19 protein-coding genes and 1 tRNA gene are annotated in these 20,081 nt (G+C 62.3%); 12 read left to right on the forward strand and 8 right to left on the reverse strand.

Annotated features, from left to right (window positions below; all coding sequences use genetic code 11):
* Positions 1-181: 181 nt before the first annotated feature.
* Entirely contained in the window at positions 182-793 is a 612-nt protein-coding gene (locus OBACDRAFT_RS03530) for a crossover junction endodeoxyribonuclease RuvC (protein ID WP_043582839.1), read from the forward strand.
* A gap of 50 nt (positions 794-843) precedes the next feature.
* On the opposite strand, the gene OBACDRAFT_RS26175 is transcribed toward OBACDRAFT_RS03530, so the two are convergent.
* Positions 844-1,607 (reverse strand): IS5 family transposase gene (locus OBACDRAFT_RS26175; RefSeq protein ID WP_088179267.1). Its coding sequence is split into 2 segments (ribosomal slippage): positions 844-1,235 and positions 1,235-1,607, totalling 765 coding nucleotides; the frame shifts between segments, so codons are not numbered across the junction.
* 142 nt (positions 1,608-1,749) lie between these two features.
* Here OBACDRAFT_RS26175 and OBACDRAFT_RS03545 point away from each other — a divergent pair.
* From OBACDRAFT_RS03545 to OBACDRAFT_RS03555, 3 genes are all read left to right on the forward strand, one after another.
* A complete protein-coding gene (locus OBACDRAFT_RS03545; RefSeq protein ID WP_043582842.1) occupies positions 1,750-2,925 on the forward strand; it encodes an excinuclease ABC subunit UvrA in 1,176 nt (391 codons plus the stop codon).
* Positions 2,926-2,964: 39 nt separating this feature from the next.
* Positions 2,965-3,675, forward strand: a complete 711-nt coding sequence (locus OBACDRAFT_RS03550; protein WP_052361017.1) for a DUF502 domain-containing protein — start codon at positions 2,965-2,967, stop codon at positions 3,673-3,675.
* 241 nt (positions 3,676-3,916) lie between these two features.
* Positions 3,917-4,657, forward strand: a complete 741-nt coding sequence (locus OBACDRAFT_RS03555; protein WP_043582844.1) for a hypothetical protein — start codon at positions 3,917-3,919, stop codon at positions 4,655-4,657.
* Positions 4,658-4,678: 21 nt separating this feature from the next.
* Here the strand turns inward: OBACDRAFT_RS03555 and OBACDRAFT_RS03560 are convergent, their stop codons facing one another.
* Positions 4,679-5,158 (reverse strand): hypothetical protein, encoded by a 480-nt coding sequence (locus OBACDRAFT_RS03560; protein ID WP_052361019.1) that lies wholly within the window; start codon positions 5,156-5,158, stop codon positions 4,679-4,681.
* 179 nt (positions 5,159-5,337) lie between these two features.
* Positions 5,338-6,210, reverse strand: coding sequence for a formyltetrahydrofolate deformylase (purU, locus tag OBACDRAFT_RS03565; protein WP_043582847.1), 873 nt, complete (start codon positions 6,208-6,210; stop codon positions 5,338-5,340).
* Positions 6,211-6,315: 105 nt separating this feature from the next.
* Here purU and OBACDRAFT_RS03570 point away from each other — a divergent pair, with 105 nt between their 5' ends.
* From OBACDRAFT_RS03570 to OBACDRAFT_RS03600, 7 genes are all read left to right on the forward strand, one after another.
* Positions 6,316-6,588: an Lrp/AsnC family transcriptional regulator gene (locus OBACDRAFT_RS03570; RefSeq protein WP_043582849.1), complete on the forward strand. Its 273-nt coding sequence runs from the start codon at positions 6,316-6,318 to the stop codon at positions 6,586-6,588.
* Between the two features lie 83 nt (positions 6,589-6,671).
* Positions 6,672-6,747 (forward strand) — tRNA-Phe (locus OBACDRAFT_RS03575).
* Between the two features lie 350 nt (positions 6,748-7,097).
* On the forward strand, positions 7,098-7,478 hold the full coding sequence (locus OBACDRAFT_RS24920) for a type II toxin-antitoxin system VapC family toxin (protein ID WP_052361021.1): 381 nt from the start codon (positions 7,098-7,100) through the stop codon (positions 7,476-7,478).
* Between the two features lie 92 nt (positions 7,479-7,570).
* Entirely contained in the window at positions 7,571-8,182 is a 612-nt protein-coding gene (locus OBACDRAFT_RS03585; RefSeq protein ID WP_043582851.1) for a riboflavin synthase, read from the forward strand.
* A 5-nt stretch (positions 8,183-8,187) separates the two neighbouring features.
* A complete protein-coding gene (locus OBACDRAFT_RS29260) occupies positions 8,188-8,499 on the forward strand; it encodes a hypothetical protein (RefSeq protein ID WP_043582853.1) in 312 nt (103 codons plus the stop codon).
* 8 nt (positions 8,500-8,507) lie between these two features.
* Positions 8,508-9,119 carry a uracil-DNA glycosylase gene (locus OBACDRAFT_RS03595; protein WP_052361024.1) on the forward strand — a complete coding sequence of 204 codons (612 nt, stop codon included), beginning with the start codon at positions 8,508-8,510 and terminating at the stop codon, positions 9,117-9,119.
* A gap of 328 nt (positions 9,120-9,447) precedes the next feature.
* Positions 9,448-10,887, forward strand: coding sequence for a hypothetical protein (locus OBACDRAFT_RS03600; protein ID WP_052361027.1), 1,440 nt, complete (start codon positions 9,448-9,450; stop codon positions 10,885-10,887).
* 112 nt (positions 10,888-10,999) lie between these two features.
* Here OBACDRAFT_RS03600 and OBACDRAFT_RS03605 read toward each other — a convergent pair whose 3' ends face one another.
* From OBACDRAFT_RS03605 to OBACDRAFT_RS03615, 3 genes are all read right to left on the reverse strand, one after another.
* Positions 11,000-11,950: an IS110 family RNA-guided transposase gene (locus OBACDRAFT_RS03605; protein ID WP_157836900.1), complete on the reverse strand. Its 951-nt coding sequence runs from the start codon at positions 11,948-11,950 to the stop codon at positions 11,000-11,002.
* A gap of 747 nt (positions 11,951-12,697) precedes the next feature.
* Entirely contained in the window at positions 12,698-13,699 is a 1,002-nt protein-coding gene (locus OBACDRAFT_RS03610; RefSeq protein ID WP_232766603.1) for a formylglycine-generating enzyme family protein, read from the reverse strand.
* 800 nt (positions 13,700-14,499) lie between these two features.
* Positions 14,500-15,606 (reverse strand): L,D-transpeptidase family protein, encoded by a 1,107-nt coding sequence (locus OBACDRAFT_RS03615; protein ID WP_081721787.1) that lies wholly within the window; start codon positions 15,604-15,606, stop codon positions 14,500-14,502.
* A 28-nt stretch (positions 15,607-15,634) separates the two neighbouring features.
* Here OBACDRAFT_RS03615 and OBACDRAFT_RS27850 point away from each other — a divergent pair, with 28 nt between their 5' ends.
* Positions 15,635-15,865 carry a hypothetical protein gene (locus OBACDRAFT_RS27850; RefSeq protein WP_157836901.1) on the forward strand — a complete coding sequence of 77 codons (231 nt, stop codon included), beginning with the start codon at positions 15,635-15,637 and terminating at the stop codon, positions 15,863-15,865.
* Positions 15,866-16,575: 710 nt separating this feature from the next.
* On the opposite strand, the gene OBACDRAFT_RS03620 is transcribed toward OBACDRAFT_RS27850, so the two are convergent.
* Complete coding sequence (locus OBACDRAFT_RS03620) at positions 16,576-19,218, reverse strand: AsmA family protein (RefSeq protein WP_043582856.1); 2,643 nt, start codon at positions 19,216-19,218, stop codon at positions 16,576-16,578.
* Positions 19,219-19,649: 431 nt separating this feature from the next.
* Positions 19,650-20,081 (reverse strand): polyprenyl synthetase family protein (locus tag OBACDRAFT_RS03625; RefSeq protein WP_198529840.1); only part of this gene is annotated, 432 nt, incomplete at its 5' end.

Genomic DNA, 20,081 nt, shown 5'->3' on the forward strand with positions numbered 1-20,081 from the left:
GCCAACGAATCGAACCCCGCCCCGACGAACGCGGCACCTGGCGCGTGGAAGCCGACTTCGTGGCCAGCATCCGCGAAGCCGCCCCCGTGCGCCTCACCGACTTTGCGACCGGCGTGCGTTACATGCGATTCACTGACGCCGTCTGGCAAGCCCTCGCCTCCACCTCCTAAACCCCCTCCCGATGGCACGACTCTCGGTCAGGCAAATGTGGGCGGCGAAACTGGCAGGCAAACCCCTGCCCGTCCCCCTGCGCCCCCCCCAAGGCGCGGCCACCACGACGGCGCAGACGATATTTACCGCGCACCGCCAACCCTACGCCGGACAAGTCCTCGGCATCGACCCCTCGCTGCGCGGCACAGGACTGGCGCTCGTCGAGTTTGCCGCCGGACGCCGCCCCCTCCTCCTGCGCTGCCAGACCCTGCGCATCCCCGCGCGCGTGCCGATGTCAGGAGCGCTGGCGGAGATCCACCGGGCCGTGACCACCTTCATCACCGAATTCACCGTCCGCCACGTTGCCCTCGAACAAACCATCTACGTCCAAAACTTCCAGACCGCGCAAATCCTCGGAGCCGCGCGCGGCGCAGCCATTGCCGCCGCCGCGGTGCTGGGAAAAGACATCTACGAATACGCCCCCCTCCGCGTAAAACAAGCCGTGGTCGGCGCGGGCCGGGCGAGCAAAGAACAAATGGCGCGCACTGTCATGGCCCTGCTCGGCCACGGGCGCCCCCTTGCCAGCGACGAAGCCGACGCTGTCGGCGTTGCCCTCTGCCACGCCTACACCTGGCGCGGCTAGATGTTTAGAGCATTGTCGGTTCAATTTGTCGCAAGGTTTAGAGCGTGTAGTCACGAGATTGAAGCCCAGAGGATGGCACACCTGAATTGGACGGCAGCGAGGAAAGAGGAGGCTCGTTTTGCGTATCGGGTTGCGATGCCGCGCCATTGCTTGAGTCGTAGGAATGCATTTTCTACCAGATGCCTGATCCGATAAAGATAAGGGTCATATTCGCGTTGTTCTATGCGATTGGTCTTTGGAGGAATCTGCGGGCAGATGCCTGCGGCCTGCGCCATTTCGATGATGGCGTTGGTGTCATATCCCTTGTCGGCGATCAGATGGTCTGCGGCAATGCCTTCAATCAACCTGCCAGCCTGTGTGCAATCAGCCGTGGAACCCGCTGTAACAATGACTCGCACCGGCATACCATGCGCATCCACGGCCAAATGTAGTTTGGTGTTTCGCCCCCTTTTGTCAGACCGATCGCCTCGTTTCCACCTCTGGCTCCCGCCGCATGCGGATGGATTTTGACATGACTGGCATCAATCATCAGCCACTCGAAATCGGGCTCGTTCATCAGTTCCGACAACAGGCGCTCCCAATGCCCCTTGTCTCTCCAGCGACAAAAACGCCTGTGCGTGTTGCCCCACCCTCCGTAATCCTCTGGAAGATCCCTCCAAGGCGCACCAGTGCGTAAAATCCACAGAACCGCGTTGAGGAACTTGCGGTTGTCCTCCGCCACCCCTCCCCACGCTCCTTTCCTTCCAGGTAGCAGCGGCTCCAGAACGCTCCAAACTCGGTCCGAAATGTCGTGACGGTGTTGATCTTTCGCCATGCTGACATTCTCCATCACAAAAAAACTCAGTCAATCTTATCTCGTGACTACACTCCCTAGGCTAACCCCGTGCCGCCCACGTCATCGCTCAAAAGTTGCAGCGCAGGCATCGTGAGGTTTTGGTGTCCGCCTTCTCGAATCCATGCCGTCCGCATCACCACACTGGCTCACGCTCACGGGAGCACGACTCCGCAATCTCAAAGGCTTTGATCTGCAACTCCCCCTCGGACGCCTCATCATGGTGGCCGGACCCAGCGGCGCGGGCAAATCCACGCTCTTCCGCGACCTGCTCCATCCCGCCGTTGCGCAAGCCATCAAAACCGACGCCCCCAAGCTCACCGGACGCCAGTTCGTCCGCGCCGGCGGCATCACACTCGACGTGGCGCGGGCGGGACGCCCGCATGACGACGCGAAGCGTCCCCCCCCCCCCCCCCTCTTCCCCTTCGACACCCTCACCGACGCCAACCACTTCCGTTCCGTCATCGAAGTGGACCAGACCCCCATCGGCAAAACCCCGCGCTCCACGCCCGCCACCTACCTCGGCATCTTCGACCTCATCCGCCAGTTTTTCGCCTCGCTCCCCGAAGCCAAACTGCGCGGCTACACCCCCGGACGCTTCTCCTTCAACACCGCCGGCGGACGCTGTCCCACCTGCGAAGGCGCGGGCCGCATCAAACTCGAAATGGCCTTCATGCCCGACACCTACCTCCCCTGCGACGACTGCCGCGGCCTTCGCTACAGCGCCGAACTCGCCGACGTCACCTGGAAAGGAAAATCCATCGGCGAAGTCCTCCAACTCACTGTTGAAGAAGCCGTGGTGTTTTTCGATTTTCATAGCCAACTCTCCTCCATCTGCCAGCTCATGGTTGATTGCGGACTCGGCTACCTCACGCTCGGCCAGTCCTCCCCCACCCTCAGCGGCGGCGAAGCCCAGCGCCTCAAACTCGTCACCGAACTCTCGCGCGGCCTTGCCACCTACACCGAGCGCAGCCGCGGCACTCTTCCGCGCAACCTCTACCTCCTCGAAGAGCCCACCATCGGCCTCCACCTCAGCGACTGCGAAAAACTCATTCGCGTCCTCCACGCGCTCGTTGACCAGGGTCACACCGTGGTCGTCATCGAGCATCACCTCGACCTGCTGGCCGAAGCCGACTGGATCATCGAACTCGGCCCCGTCGGCGGACCCGACGGCGGCGAACTCCTCTACCAAGGCCCGCTCGCCGGACTCCTCACCCAAACCACGCCCGCCAACAAACGCAGTCCCACCGCCCCCTACTTGCGCAAAAAACTTGCCGCCTCCCCGCGCCTTGCCAAATGACGGCGGGGACATGAAGATCGTCCCTTTCACGAATCCTTCATGCTGCCACCATCGCCGACTCCGCTGCCATCTGTCGAACCATCCAAGCCCACCCGGCTCGCCTCGCTAAAAACGGCATTCTTTGCCGGACTCTTCATGCTGTCGCCCCTGGCAATCACCTGGCTGGTGGTGTCGTGGGCGGTGGAGCAAGTGGGCGGACGTTTCCGCGACTGGTTTTTCTTTTACGTGCCGGATGAGTTGCTCGCACAACCCAACCTGGGGTTGCTATGGAATGTGCTGGCAACGCTCATCGTGCTGCTGCTGGTCACGATTCTGGGCTATTTCTCGCGCAATCTGCTGGGCCGGATGTTCGGCCACATCACCGAGCGCGCCCTGCTCGGACTGCCGGGCGTGAGCGCGATCTACAACGCGGCCAAACAGATCATCACCACGTTCTCGACGCAAAACCGGAACCTGTTCAGCAAGGTCGTTGTAGTGGAATTTCCACGACGCGGATCATGGGTGCTGGGATTCATCACCAACAAGGCGCAGGGCGAACCGCAAATCCGCGCAGGGGAGGGAGGGACGGTGCCGCCGGAACGTTGGACGGTGTTCGTGCCAACGTCGCCCAATCCGACGAGCGGATTCCTTCTGCTGCTGCCGCGCGAAGAAATCACGGAGCTGGATATGAGTGTGGGCGACGGCATGAAGTTCGTGATCTCGGGCGGCTCGTTCGTGCCGCCTTGGGGACGGGACGAAATTAAGAATTAAGGGAGGATCTAAAAATTGATTTTAGTCGATTGGCTGCGCCGCAAGCGGGATTGGGAACAAGATTTCACGCCACGGCGCAACGGACGCAACGCCCTCAGCCTGCTCTTGCCTCTCAGCGTTGCGTCCGTCGCGCCGTGGCGTGAAACTCTTCTTTCCAGGTGGAAGAGGGAAATCATGCTCTTGTCCGGTTCTTGGGAATTTTTAGACGTTCCCTTAATTTTTAATTCTTAATTTTTCCACCGTGGCTGGTCCCGCAATCCAGATTGAAGCGTTTGTGCTGCGCCGGTTGCCTCCGTCGGATTCGTTTCAGCGGCTGGTGCTTTTTGACGCGGAGCATGGAACGGTGTCGGTGATGCACCGGGTGGCGCGCAAGCCGCGTCCGGACCAGGTGAACGTGGATTTATTTGACGAGGTAACGGGCTCCGTCGAACTGGCGCGCAACTCGGCGGGCGCGGGCGCCGGGGCGGCGACGGTGATCTCCGGCGCGGGGGCGGGCATCGGCGGGCCGGGCGGAATGGGGAGCGGGCCGATGTGGTTTGTGCGCGAGTTGCGCGTGGCGGCGCGGCACGAGCAGATAGGGCACGACTACGAAACGCTGCGTCGGGCGTCGGCGTTTGCCACGCTGGTGGCGCGCAATCCCGTGCCGCAGGAAAGCCGGGCGGCGGTGTTTTGTCTGATGCGACGGGCCTTCGCCGCCTTTGCGAAATTCGCGGGACCAGCGAGGGAGAGGGGGGGGGGGGCGGGACCGGCGGTGGTGTATCTAAAATGTCTCTACAGTTTTGCCCGCGACGAAGGTTATCCGGTGCGGCAGCAATGGCTGGCGACCTTGTCGCCGGAGTTGAGGGAATCGGCGGCGCTGTTGTTGCCAACACCGCTGGCGGATCTCGGCGGTCTGGACCCGGCGCGGCTGCGCGATGGCGATGTGCTGGTGCGGCGGCTGGCCGAATACCTGCGCGGCCACACGGAATTGGAAGTGGAGTGAAACCAAAAGAGCGACGGTTCGCTACGGAGCGACAGTCTTGTTCGCGTTACCCGATGCGTTACCCGGTTTCCCCGTCCCGCCCTCCCGACGCTCCACCAGCACCTCGTCATCCACCCGGGGACGCCCTGCCACGATGGTGGCGCCAAGGATATTTCCCTGACGTTGCCCGCTCCCCTTCAATTTTGCCGTTGGCCGGCCCTGCTCGTTGCGGGTAATCAGGCTCTCTCCCTCAAAAAAATCCGGCACGCCCAGTTGCGGCACGATGCGGATAACGACCAGCCCCCCCCCCCCCCCCTCTGCCAACGTCACCGAAAGCACCCGCCCCACCACGGGCTGCGCCGGCGCCGTCACCATCTGCGTCACGGCGGCCCCCCTGCGATCCCCCTTCTCCGCGCCACCGCCACTCTTGCCCGGCGTGCTCGCGCAACCCGCGCCCGCCACCGCCAGCGTCGCCAGCATGAGCACCACCAACCCGCGAGCATTCATCCCAGTCTCAATCATATCAGGGATGTTCTAAAAATTGCACAGAAGGTAACGAAGAAAACGAAGCCAAACAATTGAGATGGGATTTTTTTAACAACCTATTGAAAATAAATAAATTAAAGCACATTATGCTCCCTGTCTTTATCTTCGTTTTCTTGGTTATCTTCTGTGCAAAAATGAATTTTCATGACCTCCCATCAATCAAAGACCACCGTTTTGTTGCCGTAGGCCAGCACCCGCTGGTTGAGATGCAGCCGCACCGCCCGCGCCAGCACGAGCCGCTCCAGATCGCGTCCCATGCGGATCAAGTCGTCCACTCCGTGGCGATGCGTCACGCGGGTCACGTCCTGATGAATGATCGGACCATCATCGAGCACGGCGGTCGCGTAATGCGCGGTGGCACCGATGAGTTTCACGCCGCGGGCATGCGCCTGATGATAAGGTTTCCCGCCCGCAAACGCCGGCAGGAAGGAGTGGTGAATGTTGATCACCGGACGCCCGAAACCGTTCGGGCCTAAAAAGTCCGCCGAGAGCACCTGCATGTAACGGGCCATGATAACCAAATCCGCCCGCAACTCGCGCAACAACGCCACCTGCCGCGCCTCCGCCTCCGCCTTGGTGGCCGCCGACACCGGGATGTGATAATACGGCAGCCCGTAACCCTCCGCCGCCGCGGCCAGATCGGGGTGGTTGGAGATGACCGCCACGAAGTCGCAGTCAAATTCGCCCGCCCGCCAGCGCAGGGCGATGTCGTGGAAACAGTGGTCGAATTTGGAGACAAACATCGCCACGCGCGACCGTTGCGCGCGGCAGACCACCTGCACATTCATTCCCAAGCCGCGGGCAAACTCCGCAAACGCGAGCCGCTCGGCTTCGGCCTCCCGTCCATCCGCCGCCAGCGGCACCCACTCCACGCGTTGAAAAAACACGCCCGCCTCGCGGTCCTGATGTTGGTCGGCATGCAGGATGTTGCCTCCCTTTTCAAAAATCCATCCGGACACGCGGGCGACGAGACCCGGCTGGTCGGGACCATGCAAAAGAGCGACAAGGGAGGAGTTGGGCGGATTCATTATTCTGAAATTTTCTAAAAATGAACCGTCCATAAAGCACGCTCCCGCCCCGCGCTCAAACGCAAAGCTTGCCCCCGCCAATCTCCGCGCCTTTCACTCTCTGGCATGGTTACCGCCATCATTCTTCTCAAAGTTGACCGCAAACGCATCAAGGAAGTCGCCGACAGCCTGCTGGCCACGCCCGACATCACGGAAGTTTACTCGGTCAGCGGACGTTACAGCCTCGTTGCCATCATCCGCACGAGCGACAACGACAAGCTTGAGTGCATCGTCACCGATCACCTCCTCAAGATCGACGGCATCCTGGAGACCGAGACCATGTTCGCCTTCCGCACCTACTCCAAGCGCGACATCGAAGCCCTCTTCTCCGTGGACTGAACCCAACAAAATTCCTCAAAAAACTCCTCAAAAATCCCATTGACGCGTTATTTTGGGACCCTTTGCTAAGCCCCCTCTTTCACGGCAAGATAGCTCAGTTGGTAGAGCAGTTGACTGAAAATCAACGTGTCCCCGGTTCGATTCCGGGTCTTGCCACCACCCCCCCCTCCCCCCCCTCCCGATGAAGCCTACGCACATCATTGCGTCTTTGCCGGATTCGCCGGGCTTGTGGCAGCCGCAAGCTGGACAACCAGCCGCTCCCGCACACTGTCTGCGGATATGAGCACTGCCACACTATCAAAGCCGAAGACGAAACCCTCCCGTGTAAATAAATACGGGTATATCGTAAAAGGTCGCTCTGCCCTTCCGCCTGCAAAAGGGACCACGACCGATTTGCTGGAAGACTTACGTTCCGGCGAATTTGACCGCAGGATGAAAGGCGTTGACTGGGAGGCGGTGGAATTGGCCTATAAATCCCGGAGCAGTTCACGAAAACTCCGCGCATCTTAATGCTCTTCGACAACGAGTTTCTCATTTCCATGTCAAAAGGGGACGGCTCGAAAAAACGCGAACAGGCGGCGGCATTTTTGGCCACGCATCCCGGAGTCAACCGCTACACGTCCCGCATTTGTTGGGCGGAATTTGCGGAAGGTTGTGGCACACGCGAAACAGTGGACGAAAAGTTAGCCCGATTCGTTGTATTGGGAATTGACGAAGAAGTGGCATGGAACGCCTCCCGCATCTCCCGGCAACTGAAGCGGCAAGGGCTGCACATTGGGGATAACGACATCTGGATTGCCGCCACTGCTCTCGTTTATGATCTCACTTTGGTCTCCAACAATGCCAAGCATTTCAGCCGCATCCCCGGCCTGAAAATCATCGGTTACTGACCCTCCCCCCCCCCCCCCCTTCCTCGACTCAGCCAGCCAACCGTGTTTTTTTCGCTTTCGTTGCGCGGGCGGGCGCGTCTCAATCGGCGGCCATGTTTACCGGGATCATTGAGGAAACAGGCTCCGTCGCATCGTTCACGAAAGGCCGCAACGCATGGAAACTCCAAATCGCGGCGCGTCTGGCACTCGAAGCCGTGTCGCTCGGCGACAGCATCGCCATCAACGGCTGCTGCCTCACCGTCACCGCGTTTGACCACGAATTCATCTGGTTCGACCTGCTCGAAGAAACCCACCGCCTCACCAACATCGGCAAACTCGCCCCCGGCTCCGCCGTCAACCTGGAGCGCAGCCTGCGCTTCGGCGGCAAGATGGGCGGCCACTTCGTCACCGGCCACATCGACGGCATGGGCGTCATCGAAGTCCTCGAACAACGCGGCAACGACTATTACCTGCGCGTCCACACGCCCCCCGGCAACGGCCGCCACCTCATCCACAAAGGCAGCATCGCCATCGACGGCATCTCGCTGACCGTGGCCGAAGTCGAAGGCGACCACTTCGCCGTCTGGCTCATCCCGACCACGATGCAAGTCACCAACCTGCGCACGCGCTCCGTCGGCGACCACGTGAACCTCGAATTCGACATGCTCGGCAAGTACGTCGAAAAACTCCTCGCCGGCCGGAGCGCCGCGCCCACCTCCGCCTGACCGCCATGCGCGCCTCCCTTCGCGCCGTCACCGACGAGTTGAAACGCCTCAAAGCCGAAGGCGTCACGTCGCTTCCCGTCTCGCCGGAAAGCATCGCCCGCCTCCGCGAAGTGATCGACGGAATGCGGAATGCGGAATCTCAACCCGCCGCACAACCCGCCGCGACACCCGCCGCCCCCGCCGCCTCCTCCGCATTGGATGTTGGACGTTCGACGTTGGATGTTGAACGTTCGGCGCAAAGCGCCGCCGCCTCCCTCCCTCCCCCCCCGTCGTCACGCTGCCCGACGGCGACAAGGCCACGCGCTGGGCGTGGTTAAAAGACCTCGTGACGAACCACCCCATCTGCCGCGCCAACGTGCGACCCGGCAAACTGCCCGTGCTCGGCGTCGGCACGCTCGACGCAAAAATCATGTTCGTTGGAGAAGCCCCCGGCGCGGAGGAGGAAGTGCGCGGCGAACCCTTTGTTGGTCCCGCCGGCCAGTTGCTCACGCGCATGATCGCGGGCATGGGCCTGAAGCGCGAAGACGTTTACATCGGCAACATCATGAACTGGCGCCCGCAAATCCCCACGCCCCCCGGTTGCGAGCAGATCGGCAACCGCCCGCCCTCGCAGGCCGAGATGGAATTTTGCCTCCCCTTTTTCCGCGCCCAAGTGGCGATCGTGAATCCCGACATCCTCGTCGCCCTCGGCAAGACGGCCGCGCAAGGCATGCTGGGCCTTGGCAACGTCAAGACGCTCGGCCAGGTGCGCGGACGCTGGCACACCTTCGACGGCAAGCCGCTCATGGTGACGTATCACCCCAGTTACCTGCTGCACCAGTCCGACCAATCCGCGCGCGCCAAACAATCCAAGCGCATGATCTGGGAAGACCTCCTGCAAGTCATGGAACGCGCCGGCCTGCCCATCTCGGAAAAACAGCGCGGATATTTCTTGTGAAAACAGAATGCACAAAATGGACCCACGCAGAGAGACGCAGAGGCGCAGAGGCGCAGAGAAAACAGATGGTTTTAAAAATTGCACAGAAGGTAACGAAGAAAACGAAGACAACCAATTGAAATGGAATTTTTGTTTTTAACAACCTATTGAAAATAAATAAATTAAAACAAATTATGCTCCCTGTCTTTATCTTCGTTTTCTTGGTTATCTTCTGTGCAAAAATGAATTTTCAGGACCTCCCAGATGTATTCCCTCTGCGCCTCTGCGTCTCTCTGCGTGAGAAACATAATTTTCAGATGTCCCTTTAGTTCTTACATTTCTCACTCCCATGCCCGACCTCGACTACGCTGCCATACAAAACGCCCTTGCGGCCCAGCCGCTCTTTGAAGCGAAAACCTGGCAGCTCTCACCGCAAGCATGGCCGCTCACGCCCGGCGAACTCACCCAACTCGAAGCCATCGGCGCCGCCTGCCTCGAATACCACCGCGCCCTCGAAACCCTTTACCTGCGCAGCGCCGCCGGCAAAAACCTCCTCCGCAACAAACCCCTCCTCACGCCCTGGGTGTGCGACTACCTCGACCGCGGCAAACCCGGCAAACTCATCGCCCACGCCCGCCACCCCAACAACCGCGGCGCGTTCCCCCTCGTGCTCCGGCCCGACCTGCTCCTCACCGACGACGGCTTTGCCCTGACCGAACTCGACTCCGTGCCCGGCGGCATCGGCCTCACCGCTTTTCTCAACCGCCTTTACGCCAACGCGCATTCCAACGACATCCTTGGCGCGGCGGACGAAATGGTGCGCGAATTTTACGACGCGCTGGCCGCCCTGCGCCCCGACCTGCGCAATCCCCTCATCGCCTTTGTCGTGAGCGACGAAGCCGCCACCTACCGCCCCGAGATGGAGTGGTTGGCGAGGCAGTTGCAACAACTCGGCAAACGCGCCGCCTGCCTGAGCCCGGAGGACATTTTCCCGCTCGGCAGCTCCCTATGTTTCGATGTGGAAGGCGACCCGGAGAAGATCGACGTCATCTACCGCTTCTTCGAGTTGTTCGATTTGGAAAACATTTCCACCGCCCCGCATCTCATCGAGGCGTGCGAAGCCGGCGAAGTGGCCATCACCCCGCCCCTGCGCCCCTTTCAGGAAGAGAAGCTCGGCCTCGCCCTCTTTCACCACCACCTCTTGCAAGACTTCTGGGCGGAGACGCTGAGCCGGGGCGCGCGCGATGTCCTTAAAAACCTGATACCGCCGACCTGGGTGATCGACCCCGCCCCCCTCCCCCCCGGCGCGGTGCTCGACGGACCGCGCATCGGCGGACGCGCCCTGACGGACTGGACGCAACTCGCCGCCGCATCGCAAAAGGAGCGCGACCTCATCATCAAAATCTCCGGCTTTCACGAAACCGCGTGGGGGGCGCGCAGCGTGGTGCTTGGCAGCGATTGCTCGCGCGAGGAGTGGCAGGGCGGCGTGGACATCGCCGTGGAGGATGCGGCGACGCACCTGCACATCTTGCAGACCTACAAAAAACCCCGCCGGCTCACGCATCCGCTCTACAACCGCGAAGGCCAGGTCGTGGAGGCGGCGGGACGCCTGCGACTCTGCCCCTATTATTTTGTAAAGGACAACAAAGCCCGTCTAAGCGGAGCGCTCGCCACCTTTTGTCCGCCCGACAAAAAAATCATCCACGGCATGCAGGACGCCGCGCTGCTGCCCTGCCGCCGGATGGAAGTGGCGCGGGCTTTTGTTGCCAATCCCAATCGCCCGCAGTAGCAACTATCTTGGAGAGTGATTTTTTATGAGCTTGAGAAGTATGAGGGAGAGGCAAAGCAGTGGCATCGGAGGAAGGGGAGTCCACCGAGAGAGAAGAGCCTTGAACCGTCAATCAGGACGGGAGGGCAGCGGCGTAGGCCGGACGCAGCAGAGAGTTAAGGAAGATGAGGAGTTTTCTGGCGATGGCGACATAGGCTACGGTGGGAGGTTTGCCGCGAGCGCGCAGTTGTTGGTAGTGGAGACGGGAAGGCTCATGCCAGCGAGCGGCGACCATGGCGCACTGGTAGAGGACGCGGCGAGCGGGAGCGCGGCCACCTTGGATGATGCGAAGACCCTTGAGTTTGCCGGAGTCCCAGGGAAGGGGGGCAAGGTCGGCGAGCTTGGCGATCTGTCTGCGGTTCAGGGAGCCGAGTTCGGGCAGGTAGGCGATAAGGGAAAGGGCGCTGAGGATGCCCACACCCGGAGCGAAGCACAGGGTGTGGATACGCTCGAGCCAAGGCGCCGCCTGTTCGCTGTAGAGCCAAGCCTGCAGATCAAGTTCGAGAGCGAGGCGGTGGGAGCGCAGGGCGCGCACAACGCGCTTGAGTTGAAGAGCGCTCCGAGCACTGAGCAGGTTGTTGCGCATGTCGAAGGCGCTGATCTGTTCGACGATGGCATGGCGAGCCATGAGCAGGTCGCCCAGACGCCGCAGGGCGTCCGAGGGCACGGGCGAGGGCGCGGGGTGACCTTCGATGCCCAAACGCAAGAGAACACGAGCATCGATCGGATCGGTTTTTTCGAGTGTGCCGAGCGACTTGGCGAAGGCGCGGACTTGTGCCGGGTTCAGGCAGGTCAGGGCAATGGCGTTGAGGGCGCAGCGTTGTTGCAACAAACGGTGATGACGTCCGGTGGCCTCGCAGAGCAAATGGACGCCGGCTGGCAGGCCGGCCAGCCAGGAGTCCATCGCTTGCGGGCAATTGGGGACGTTGACGACTTTGGCAGCAAGAGTGCTGCAGACCGCGAGCGAGTCTTTGGCGACATCGACACCGACGTAATCAGTTGCGGGCAGAGGATACATGCTCATCCTTGTTTTGTCGGACTCGCCGGAGCAATTGCTTCGGTGGTCCATTCAACGGTTCGAGCGATTAACCAAAAGGTCGCCTGCGGTTCATGCTACCAGCGCTCTGATCCGAACGGATCAAGCAGGGGCGTCGACGAACTCGCAGGCGGCCGAGCCGTGAGGGCCTGCAGGCCCTCACGGCTCATCCGCCCGAGGCCTCCCCCCGTCGAACCAACTTGCGGGGGCAGTCCTCGACTGAACTCCCTCATCTTACCACATCTCCAAACAACAAGGGGCGTCGCTTGCGACGCCCGCATTCCGATGTAGCGCAGGCGTCCCGCCTGCAATCCAGCCTGCTGCGCGAAGCGCCGCATTCCATAAAAGTCACCGCGCTTCGCGCTATAGACAAGATGGCAGGCGGGACGCCTGCGCTACGTCAGAATGCGGGCGGAACGCCTGCGCACGCCGGACGGAGCACACTTGCAAATTCGCGGGCTTGCAGACCGTTCCGGTCTGGTCTTGCGCTTCGTTCCAGACCGCACCTTTCAGGTGCGCCATCTCCGCGCTGGCGCGCTCCGTCGCAAGCGAAGCCCCTACAACGAACCGGCGGCAGGATGCCGCCGCTCCTCGTTACCTATGGAGGGCGGGTCTCCCGACCCGCCGACGGTGCGCAGCACCGCCCTTCCGTCTTTTTTTCGGATGGGCGCGGCTGCGCCGCGTCTGGCGGGGATTGGCAATAAAAACCCGCCCTCCAACGGACTCCGTTACCAATCAGCGCCTCCGGCGCACGATCACGTAGGCCAGCATCGCCAGCCCGGCCAGCGCCGCATACGTCCCCGGCTCGGGCACGGCCGTCAGGTAGGCAACACGGAAGCCGGTGTAGCCGTTCTCATTGTACAGGCCGAGGGGGTAGCGGCCAGACGCGGCGGTGAGGTTGCCTTCGGTAAAGTTGAACGCGCCCCCCCGCACCACACGGCTAGTACCAAAATAGATACTCTCAGTCCACTCCCATACGTTGCCTCCTTGATCGTACGTTCCAAAATACGAACTCGCATTGATGAAACTTCCCACCTCCAGCGCCTCTCTGCCATTCCCATCAGCGTAGTTCTGCCCGTTGGTCGCTGTCAGCGAGCCGCTGAAGTCGTTGCTCTGCGTCGCGTAATTCCACCAGCCTCCCGCTCCATTGTAATAGGCCGCCCGATACCACTCGTCCTCGTTCGGTATCACCCATCCTCCGCCGGTTGCTGCTGCCGCTGCATGATTCGGCGTGCTCACCAAGGTGGTGCCGTCGCTACTGAACTCATACAGCCCGTTCTCCGTAGAGGAGAACGCCGTCCCTCCGTTCGTCAGCCAGTTCACGAACCGCGCCGCGTCATAAAACGACACATATACCACCGGTCGGTTGTCCCCCACAAATTGGCTGCCGTTCCAAGTCAGCCCGTAAGACTCCTGCCATGAACTGTACAGGCCCAGGTTGTTGTTGCTCGTCGTCACCCCGATCGTGTTCAGAAAATACGCATACTGCGCGTTCGTCACCTCGTATTTGCCGATGGAGTAGTCGTAACTTACCGCTCCGTAGCCGTTATTCGACTCGCTGCCGCCCGTCACCGCCACCATCAGCGACGCATCGCTCAGGTAATCGGTACCCACGGTAGCCCCGAAGGCCGTCGCGGCCCCCAGCGTTATCATTGCAGCCGCCAGCAGGGCGGTGGTGCGTGTCTTTGTCGTGTGTGTATCCATGCTTGTTTCACTGTTCATTGTTTCACTGTTCATTGTTCATTGTTTCACTGTTCCAACGGGGGCGGGGCGCAGGGGGGAGATGGCTTTCCCGGAAGCTTTCCGGACTTTCCCGGAAAGAAATCGGGAATGTTCGGAGGGTTTCCGGGGAAGTCCGCAGGCCAATCGGGGGGGGCCGGAGGGGAGTCGGGAGAGCCGTTCGGGGTCCCGGACTTTCCCGGAAAGTCTCCGAACATGTTCGGAAAGTCTCCGGGAATGTTCGCAAAGTCTCCGGGAGAGTTCGGAAGGCTTCCGGGAATGTTCGCAGCGGAAGCGGGAATGTCCGCTTCGCCTCCGGGAACCCCCGTTGCGTGCGCGGGCATCCCCGCCGGGCGGGCGGGCGTCCCCGGTCGCCGCGCCGGGGGGCCGGACCGGCTTTCCGATTAGTTAAATTTATTCCTGGGGGGGGGGGTGGGGGGGGGTATTTTTTTAACTACCAATGACTTACGTAATATCTCTCTTGCATCTTCCGAGGCAAACCATAGCGCGACGCTTGCGAAAGTCGTTGCAGAAGTGGTGTTGCGGTTGGGCATGTTGCGGAGAGCGAGCAGCGCGATACGGAAGTGAAGGGCAGACCGTAACACATCAAAGGAGGCCGATGAAGTCGGGCAAAGACCTGACTCAGGGAATCAATCGCTAGTAATCAATGGGTTAAGATAGAAAATATTTTGAAAATAGTTTTTGCCTCACGCGTAGGGGCGTCGCAAGCGACGCCCGCGACTGCGGGCGATTGGCAGAAAAAGCCCGCGCCACTCCGGAATATCGGCGGCAGGATGCCGCCGCTCCTTGGAGCTTCGTCACTCCACCACGTCCACCGGAGTGCCGACGTTGACGAGGTCGAGCAGGATGAGGGCGTCCCAATTGGCGAGGCGAAAACAGCCGTGCGATTCGGTGCGACCCACGTGTTGCGGATCGGGCGTGCCGTGCAGACCGTAACCCGGTCGGTCGAGCCCGATCCAGACCAGTCCAACGGGGTTGTTGGGGCCGGGCGGGAGTATGAGTTTGCGGCCCAATTCGCGCGCTTCGGCGGATTCGGGAAAGACGGCGGGATCAAAGGTGTAGTCGGGGTTGGGCACGACCACGGTGACGTGCAGTTCGCCCACCGGTCGTTTGTCCACGCGGCGGGCGATGCTCACGGGAAAATGCGCCAGCAGACGTCCGTCGGCGTCGGTTGCCTGAAGCGTGCGGCTGGCCAGGTGGATGCGCACGCGCGCGGCTTTGCGGCGTTTCGGGACGGGCGTGGCCGGCGTGGAGGCTCCGCCGGGGGCGAGGGCGGGGAATATGCGCTCGGGATCGGGGACAAGCACGCGGGTGCCGGGGGCAACGCGACGCCAGTCGATGCGCGGGTTGACCTGACGCAGCCAGTCGGGGTGGGCGCGGGTTTGCTCGGCAACGAGTTCGAGCGGGGTCTGGTAGGCGAGCGTGGTCTGGGCGGATTTGCCGAGCCAGGTGGGGCTGAGGGGTTGGAGGCTGGCGAGGTCGGCGGCCGTGATGAGGCGCGAGGTCAGGGGCGGGGTGTCGAGGATGAGGCGGGCGCGGGTGGCGTCGTCGAGCGCGCCGGTGACGGGCAGGCCTTGGTCGCGTTGGAAGGCGCTCAGGGCGGCGCGGGTTTGGGGGCCGGGGCGTCCGTCGATCGGGCCGCTGGAGAGGTCGCGGCGGGCGAGGGCTATCTGGGCTTCGAGCCAGTTGCGAGCCGGGCGGGGATAGGCGACGGCGACGGCAACGGCTTCGCCGTCGGTCGAAGGTGTGGGGTCTGCGGGTGGAAGGTCGGGAGGGAGGGGAGAGTAGGAAGCGGGCTCGGAGGGGAGTGGAGTAAGGGGCGTCGGGAGGGTAAACTGGATACGCGGCGGCGGGGGGGGAGGGGCATCGGAAGCGGCGCGGGCGACTGTGGCCGGGCTAATCATCAAACAAAGCGCGAGGCACCGTAATGCCGTGGCAGCAAGGAGCGGCGGCATCCTGCCGCCGGTAGGGGCTTCGCTTGCGACGGAGCGCGCCAGCGCGGAGATGGCGCACCTGCAAGGTGCGATCTGGAGCGAAGCGCAAGACCAGACCGGAACGGTCTGCAAGCCCGCGAATTTGCAAGTGTGCTCCGTCCGGCGTGCGCAGGCGTTCCGCCCGCATTCTGACGTAGCGCAGGCGTCCCGCCTGCCATCTTGTCTATAGCGCGAAGCGCGGTGACTTTTATGGAATGCGGCGCTTCGCGCAGCAGGCTGGATTGCAGGCGGGACGCCTGCGCTACATCGGAATGCGGGCGTCGCAAGCGACGCCCCTACTGCGGGCGGGACGCCCGCGCCACTTCGAACCGGCGGCAGGATGCCGCCGCTCCTGGTTTCGCTCCTTGCCTCAAGCTTGTTCACTGTTTGTCGAGGAGGTTGCCGAGGACGCCGGTGCCGGTTTGGGCAACGCGTTCAATGATGGCGTTGGTGAAGGCGCTTGTATCCACTTTTTCGAGCGTGCCGCCAATCTTGACCGGAGTAAAAAAGGGGACGTAGCCGCTGGCATCCGCAGGGCCTCCGGTGAGTTTGGTTTTCTCAAAGAGTTTCGAGAGCTGGCCTTTGCCGGCGAGGTTGAGGTTGAGGGCGAGGGCTTGTTTCACCAGCGGAGTGCTTTCGGCGTGCGTGATTTGTCCGCTGCCAGTGAGCCGGAGTTCGGGCGAAACCAAGGTGAGGTTTTGCAGGACGGCGTTGAGGTCGGGGCCGCGCGTGGCGGCGAGGCTGAACTGGTCGAATTTTATCTCTTCAAAGTAATCGGCGAGTTCTTTGGAGCCTTCGATGATGGCGGTGGTTTGGTCCACGACTTTGGTGGTTTTGGACGAGGATTTGCCGAGAAGTCCGGCGATGCCGGATACGATGTCAGTGGCTTTGCTGGCGGTGCTATGGAGTTTGTTGACGCGGGTGGCGAGGTCGCCGGAGAGGGCGCGGCAAATGCCGCCGCCGACACTGGCTATGTTGAACTGGCCTTGCGCCCGGTCCGCTATGGCAGGGAGCGTGGCGGCGGTGGCCGTGAGATGGCCGTCGATGTTGAGCTTGGTTTCGAGGACGGACGGGGGGGGGGGGGGAGGCGCTTTGCGCCGAACGCCCAACATCCAACGTCGAACGTCCAACATCCAATGCGGAGGGGGCGGCGAGAGCGCGGAGCCAGGGGGCGGTCTCGAAATTTTTGACGGCGAGGTCGGTCTTGAGGGCGTAGGCGGCGGCGGGTTTTTGCGCGTCGTAGGCGAGGGTGCCGTCGAGCTTGAGGCTGCTGGCGCCGCCGAGGATGGCTTTGATGGCGTCGAGGGTGAGGGCTTCGGGCGTGATCTTGATCGTGCCGCCGATGTCGGTGATTTGGAGTTCGTCGGTGTAAACGACTTTTTTGAGCGCAAGGCTGAGTTCGCCAGTAAGTCCGGCCCAAGGGGGGGCGGCGCTTTGCGCCGAACGTCCAACATCCAACGTCGAACGTCCAACATCCAATGTGGAGGGGGCGGTTGTTGCGGGGGAGGGCGGTGCGAGGGCGGCAAAGGCTTGGGCGTCGGCGATGTAAAAGACGTTGCTCGTGATTTGGGCGCGGGCGTCGAGGGTTTGTTTTGCAGGATCGGGCGTGAGGGTGGCGTTGATGGTGAGGTCAGAGGTGCGCTTGGGTGTGGCGCTGGCGTTGGTGAGGGTGATGGGGGTCTTAATCGTAAGGACGCCGGCGGCGGTGCGGGCAAGGTCGGCGTCAAGCGTGACGTCGGGCAGCGTGGCGGCGGACGTTGTAGTTGTGGCTCGGATACGGAAGGCGTCGAGTTTTACGCTGGCTTTGGCGGCGATGGCGTCGGCAAGCGTGCCTTGGGCGGTGAAGGTGAGTTTGCCGGCGGCGAGGGTTTGGAGATATTCGGCGAGGATGGGCTGCGCGGCAAGGAGCGCAGGTTGCATGGTGCCGTTGGCGTCGAAGGTGATGGGACTGGAGCCGGGGCCGGCGAGTTGGCGGGCGACGGCGGCGAGCGTCAGGGCGGGGACGGCTTTGGTGTTTGGGGTGGCGAGGGTGATGCTGCCGATGGTGGCGTCCCAGCCTTTGGGGGAATAGGTGGCGGTGAATCCTTGCACGCTGAGCGCGAGGTTGGCGGCGAGGGTTTGGCCGTTTTGTTTCAGGTCGGTGATGTCGAGGGTGAGAGGCTGTTCGGTGGCGAGGCGAACGGTGTCACCTTCGAGACGAGCGACCCATGCGCCGCGAATGGGGGAACCGCTTAGCTTGATGCCGGAACTGGCGAGGAAGGGTTCGACAAGGGTGAGGGGGAGGCCGGGGATTTCAATGCGCAGGAGGTCTTTTGTCGGGTCGGCGGCGGTGACGGTGCTTTTGGCGGTGTCGAGCGTGAAGGGTTGTATTGTTTTAATAGATACAAGGGGCTCTCCGGTCGAAACGGTGGCGGTGAATTTTTCCACGCGGGGGTGGCCGGACTTGAGGCCGGCGTCGAACTCGGTGAGGAGGAGGAGTTCGGTGTTGCCGAGTTCGGGGATGTAGTCGCGGAGGCCGCCGCGCACTTGCAGGCGTCCGGTGGCGGTGGCGTCGCCGGTGGCGAGGGCGTAGGTGAAGGCTCCTTGTCCGTCGGCGGCAAAGGGGGGGAGGGTCAGGCCGGCGGCGGCGGCGTAGGGGGCGAGGTCGGTGTTGCCGAGGTTGAGCATCCAGTCGCCTTCGGCGGTGCGGGGGGCGGGGTGCCATTTGCCGGTGACGCGGGCGCGGGTGGTGCCTTTGGTGTCGAGGAAGGCGGAGTATTCTTCGGGTTTGCCGGCGGCGGGGTTGGCGGCGTAGGCGGCGAGTTTGACGAGGGCGGTTTCGGCGCCGGTCTTGGCGTTGAGGTTGAGGAGGATGTTTTCGAGGCTGCGCGGGGTGCTCATGCGGGCTTCGATGGTAGTTTCGATTTCGATACGCTGGGTCTCCGTGGCGGCGGCAGTCGCGGTGGCGAGGGCGGCGGGAAGGGCGACGCCTTCGATTTGGAGGGAGAGAGTGAATTTGCCGGTTTGTCCTGCGGCGAGGTTGCCGCCTTTGAGTTTGGCAGCGACTTGGATCGGGCGGACGCCGGGGGCGGTGATCAGCGTCACCTGACCGGCGCTTTCGAGGGTGTCGATGGAGAGGTCAACGGGGAGTTGGATGAGTTCAAAGAGGCCGTTGAAGGGCGCGGAGGGAGTGGTGTCGGCGGAGGGAGTTGACTGAGCGGAGGCGGCGGCGAGTTCGGGGAGCGAGAGGGTGGCGGTCCAGCCGTTGGCGGTGAGGCGTTGGACGTGGACTTTGGACTTGGCGGCGTCGAGGAGGGGGGCGTCGAGTTCGAGCGTGGGGAGGTCGAGCATGATGCCGGGTTGCGCGAACTTGAGGCCGTTGATGCGCACTTTTGTCAGGCCGACCGCGACGTGGTCCACGGAGGCGGTGATGCCGGGTTGCGCGGCGAGCACGCGCCGGGCAACCGCTGTTTGCACGGCGGGGACGAAGGCGAGCGCGATGAGCACGGCAATCAGAAGGATCGGCGTGAGGAGGAACAGGAGGAGTTTGCGGTGGCGTTTCATAGTGGTGGCGGATTCTTGATTTTTCTCACGCAGAGTCGCAGTGGCGCGGAGGCGCGGAGGGTTGGAGGAGAAAACCGTTTGTTTCCAATCCTCTGCGGCTCCGCGTCTTTGCGGCTCTGCGTGAGTTCATTCTATGCATTCTGTCTTTGGTCTTAGAGCAGTTTCATTTAAGCTGTAGCCATTTGATATCTGGTAGGGAGGCCTTTGTGCCCTCTGCCGAGGGCAGCCCTTCGGGCCATCGCCTTCGGCGATGCCATCTCCGCGCTGCTGCGCTCCGTCCGAGGCCTCCGCCGTGCGTAGTGTGAAGATGCGAAATTCATAGGTAGATGGAGCGTGGTTTCGGAGGCCTCGGAGAGGCCTCCCTACCGTTAAGATAACGGCTACAGTTTTGAATAAAATGCTCTAAAATAGAAGTTCCCTTTTGTTCGCGTTTACTTCACGCGCCGGGCCATTGAGTCGGCGAGGCCGGTGAGGAAGGCGGTGTCGCCGGGGAGGGTGCGGAGGGTTGAAATGGTTTCGTCGGTGAGTTCGCGGGCGATACGGCGGGCGGTGTCAATGCCATGGAGACGCACGTAGGTGACTTTGCCCGCGGCGGCGTCCTTGCCGGGAGTTTTGCCGAGGGTGGCTTGGTCGGCGGTGGTGTCGAGAATGTCGTCTATGATTTGAAAGGCCAGTCCGAGCTGGCGTCCGGCGCGGGCAAGGGTGGCAAGCGCGGGTTCGTCGGCCCCGCCCACGAGGCCGCCCATCACGAGGGAGGCGCGGATCATGGCGGCGGTTTTGTTGAGGTGGATGTAGTCGAGGTCGGCGGCAGCGGCGTGGTCGGCGGAGGCGTGGCTGGCGGCGGGGGGGGGGGGGAGTGTTTT

This window comes from Geminisphaera colitermitum TAV2 (assembly GCF_000171235.2).
GTDB classification, from domain to species: Bacteria; Verrucomicrobiota; Verrucomicrobiia; order Opitutales; family Opitutaceae; genus Geminisphaera; species Geminisphaera colitermitum.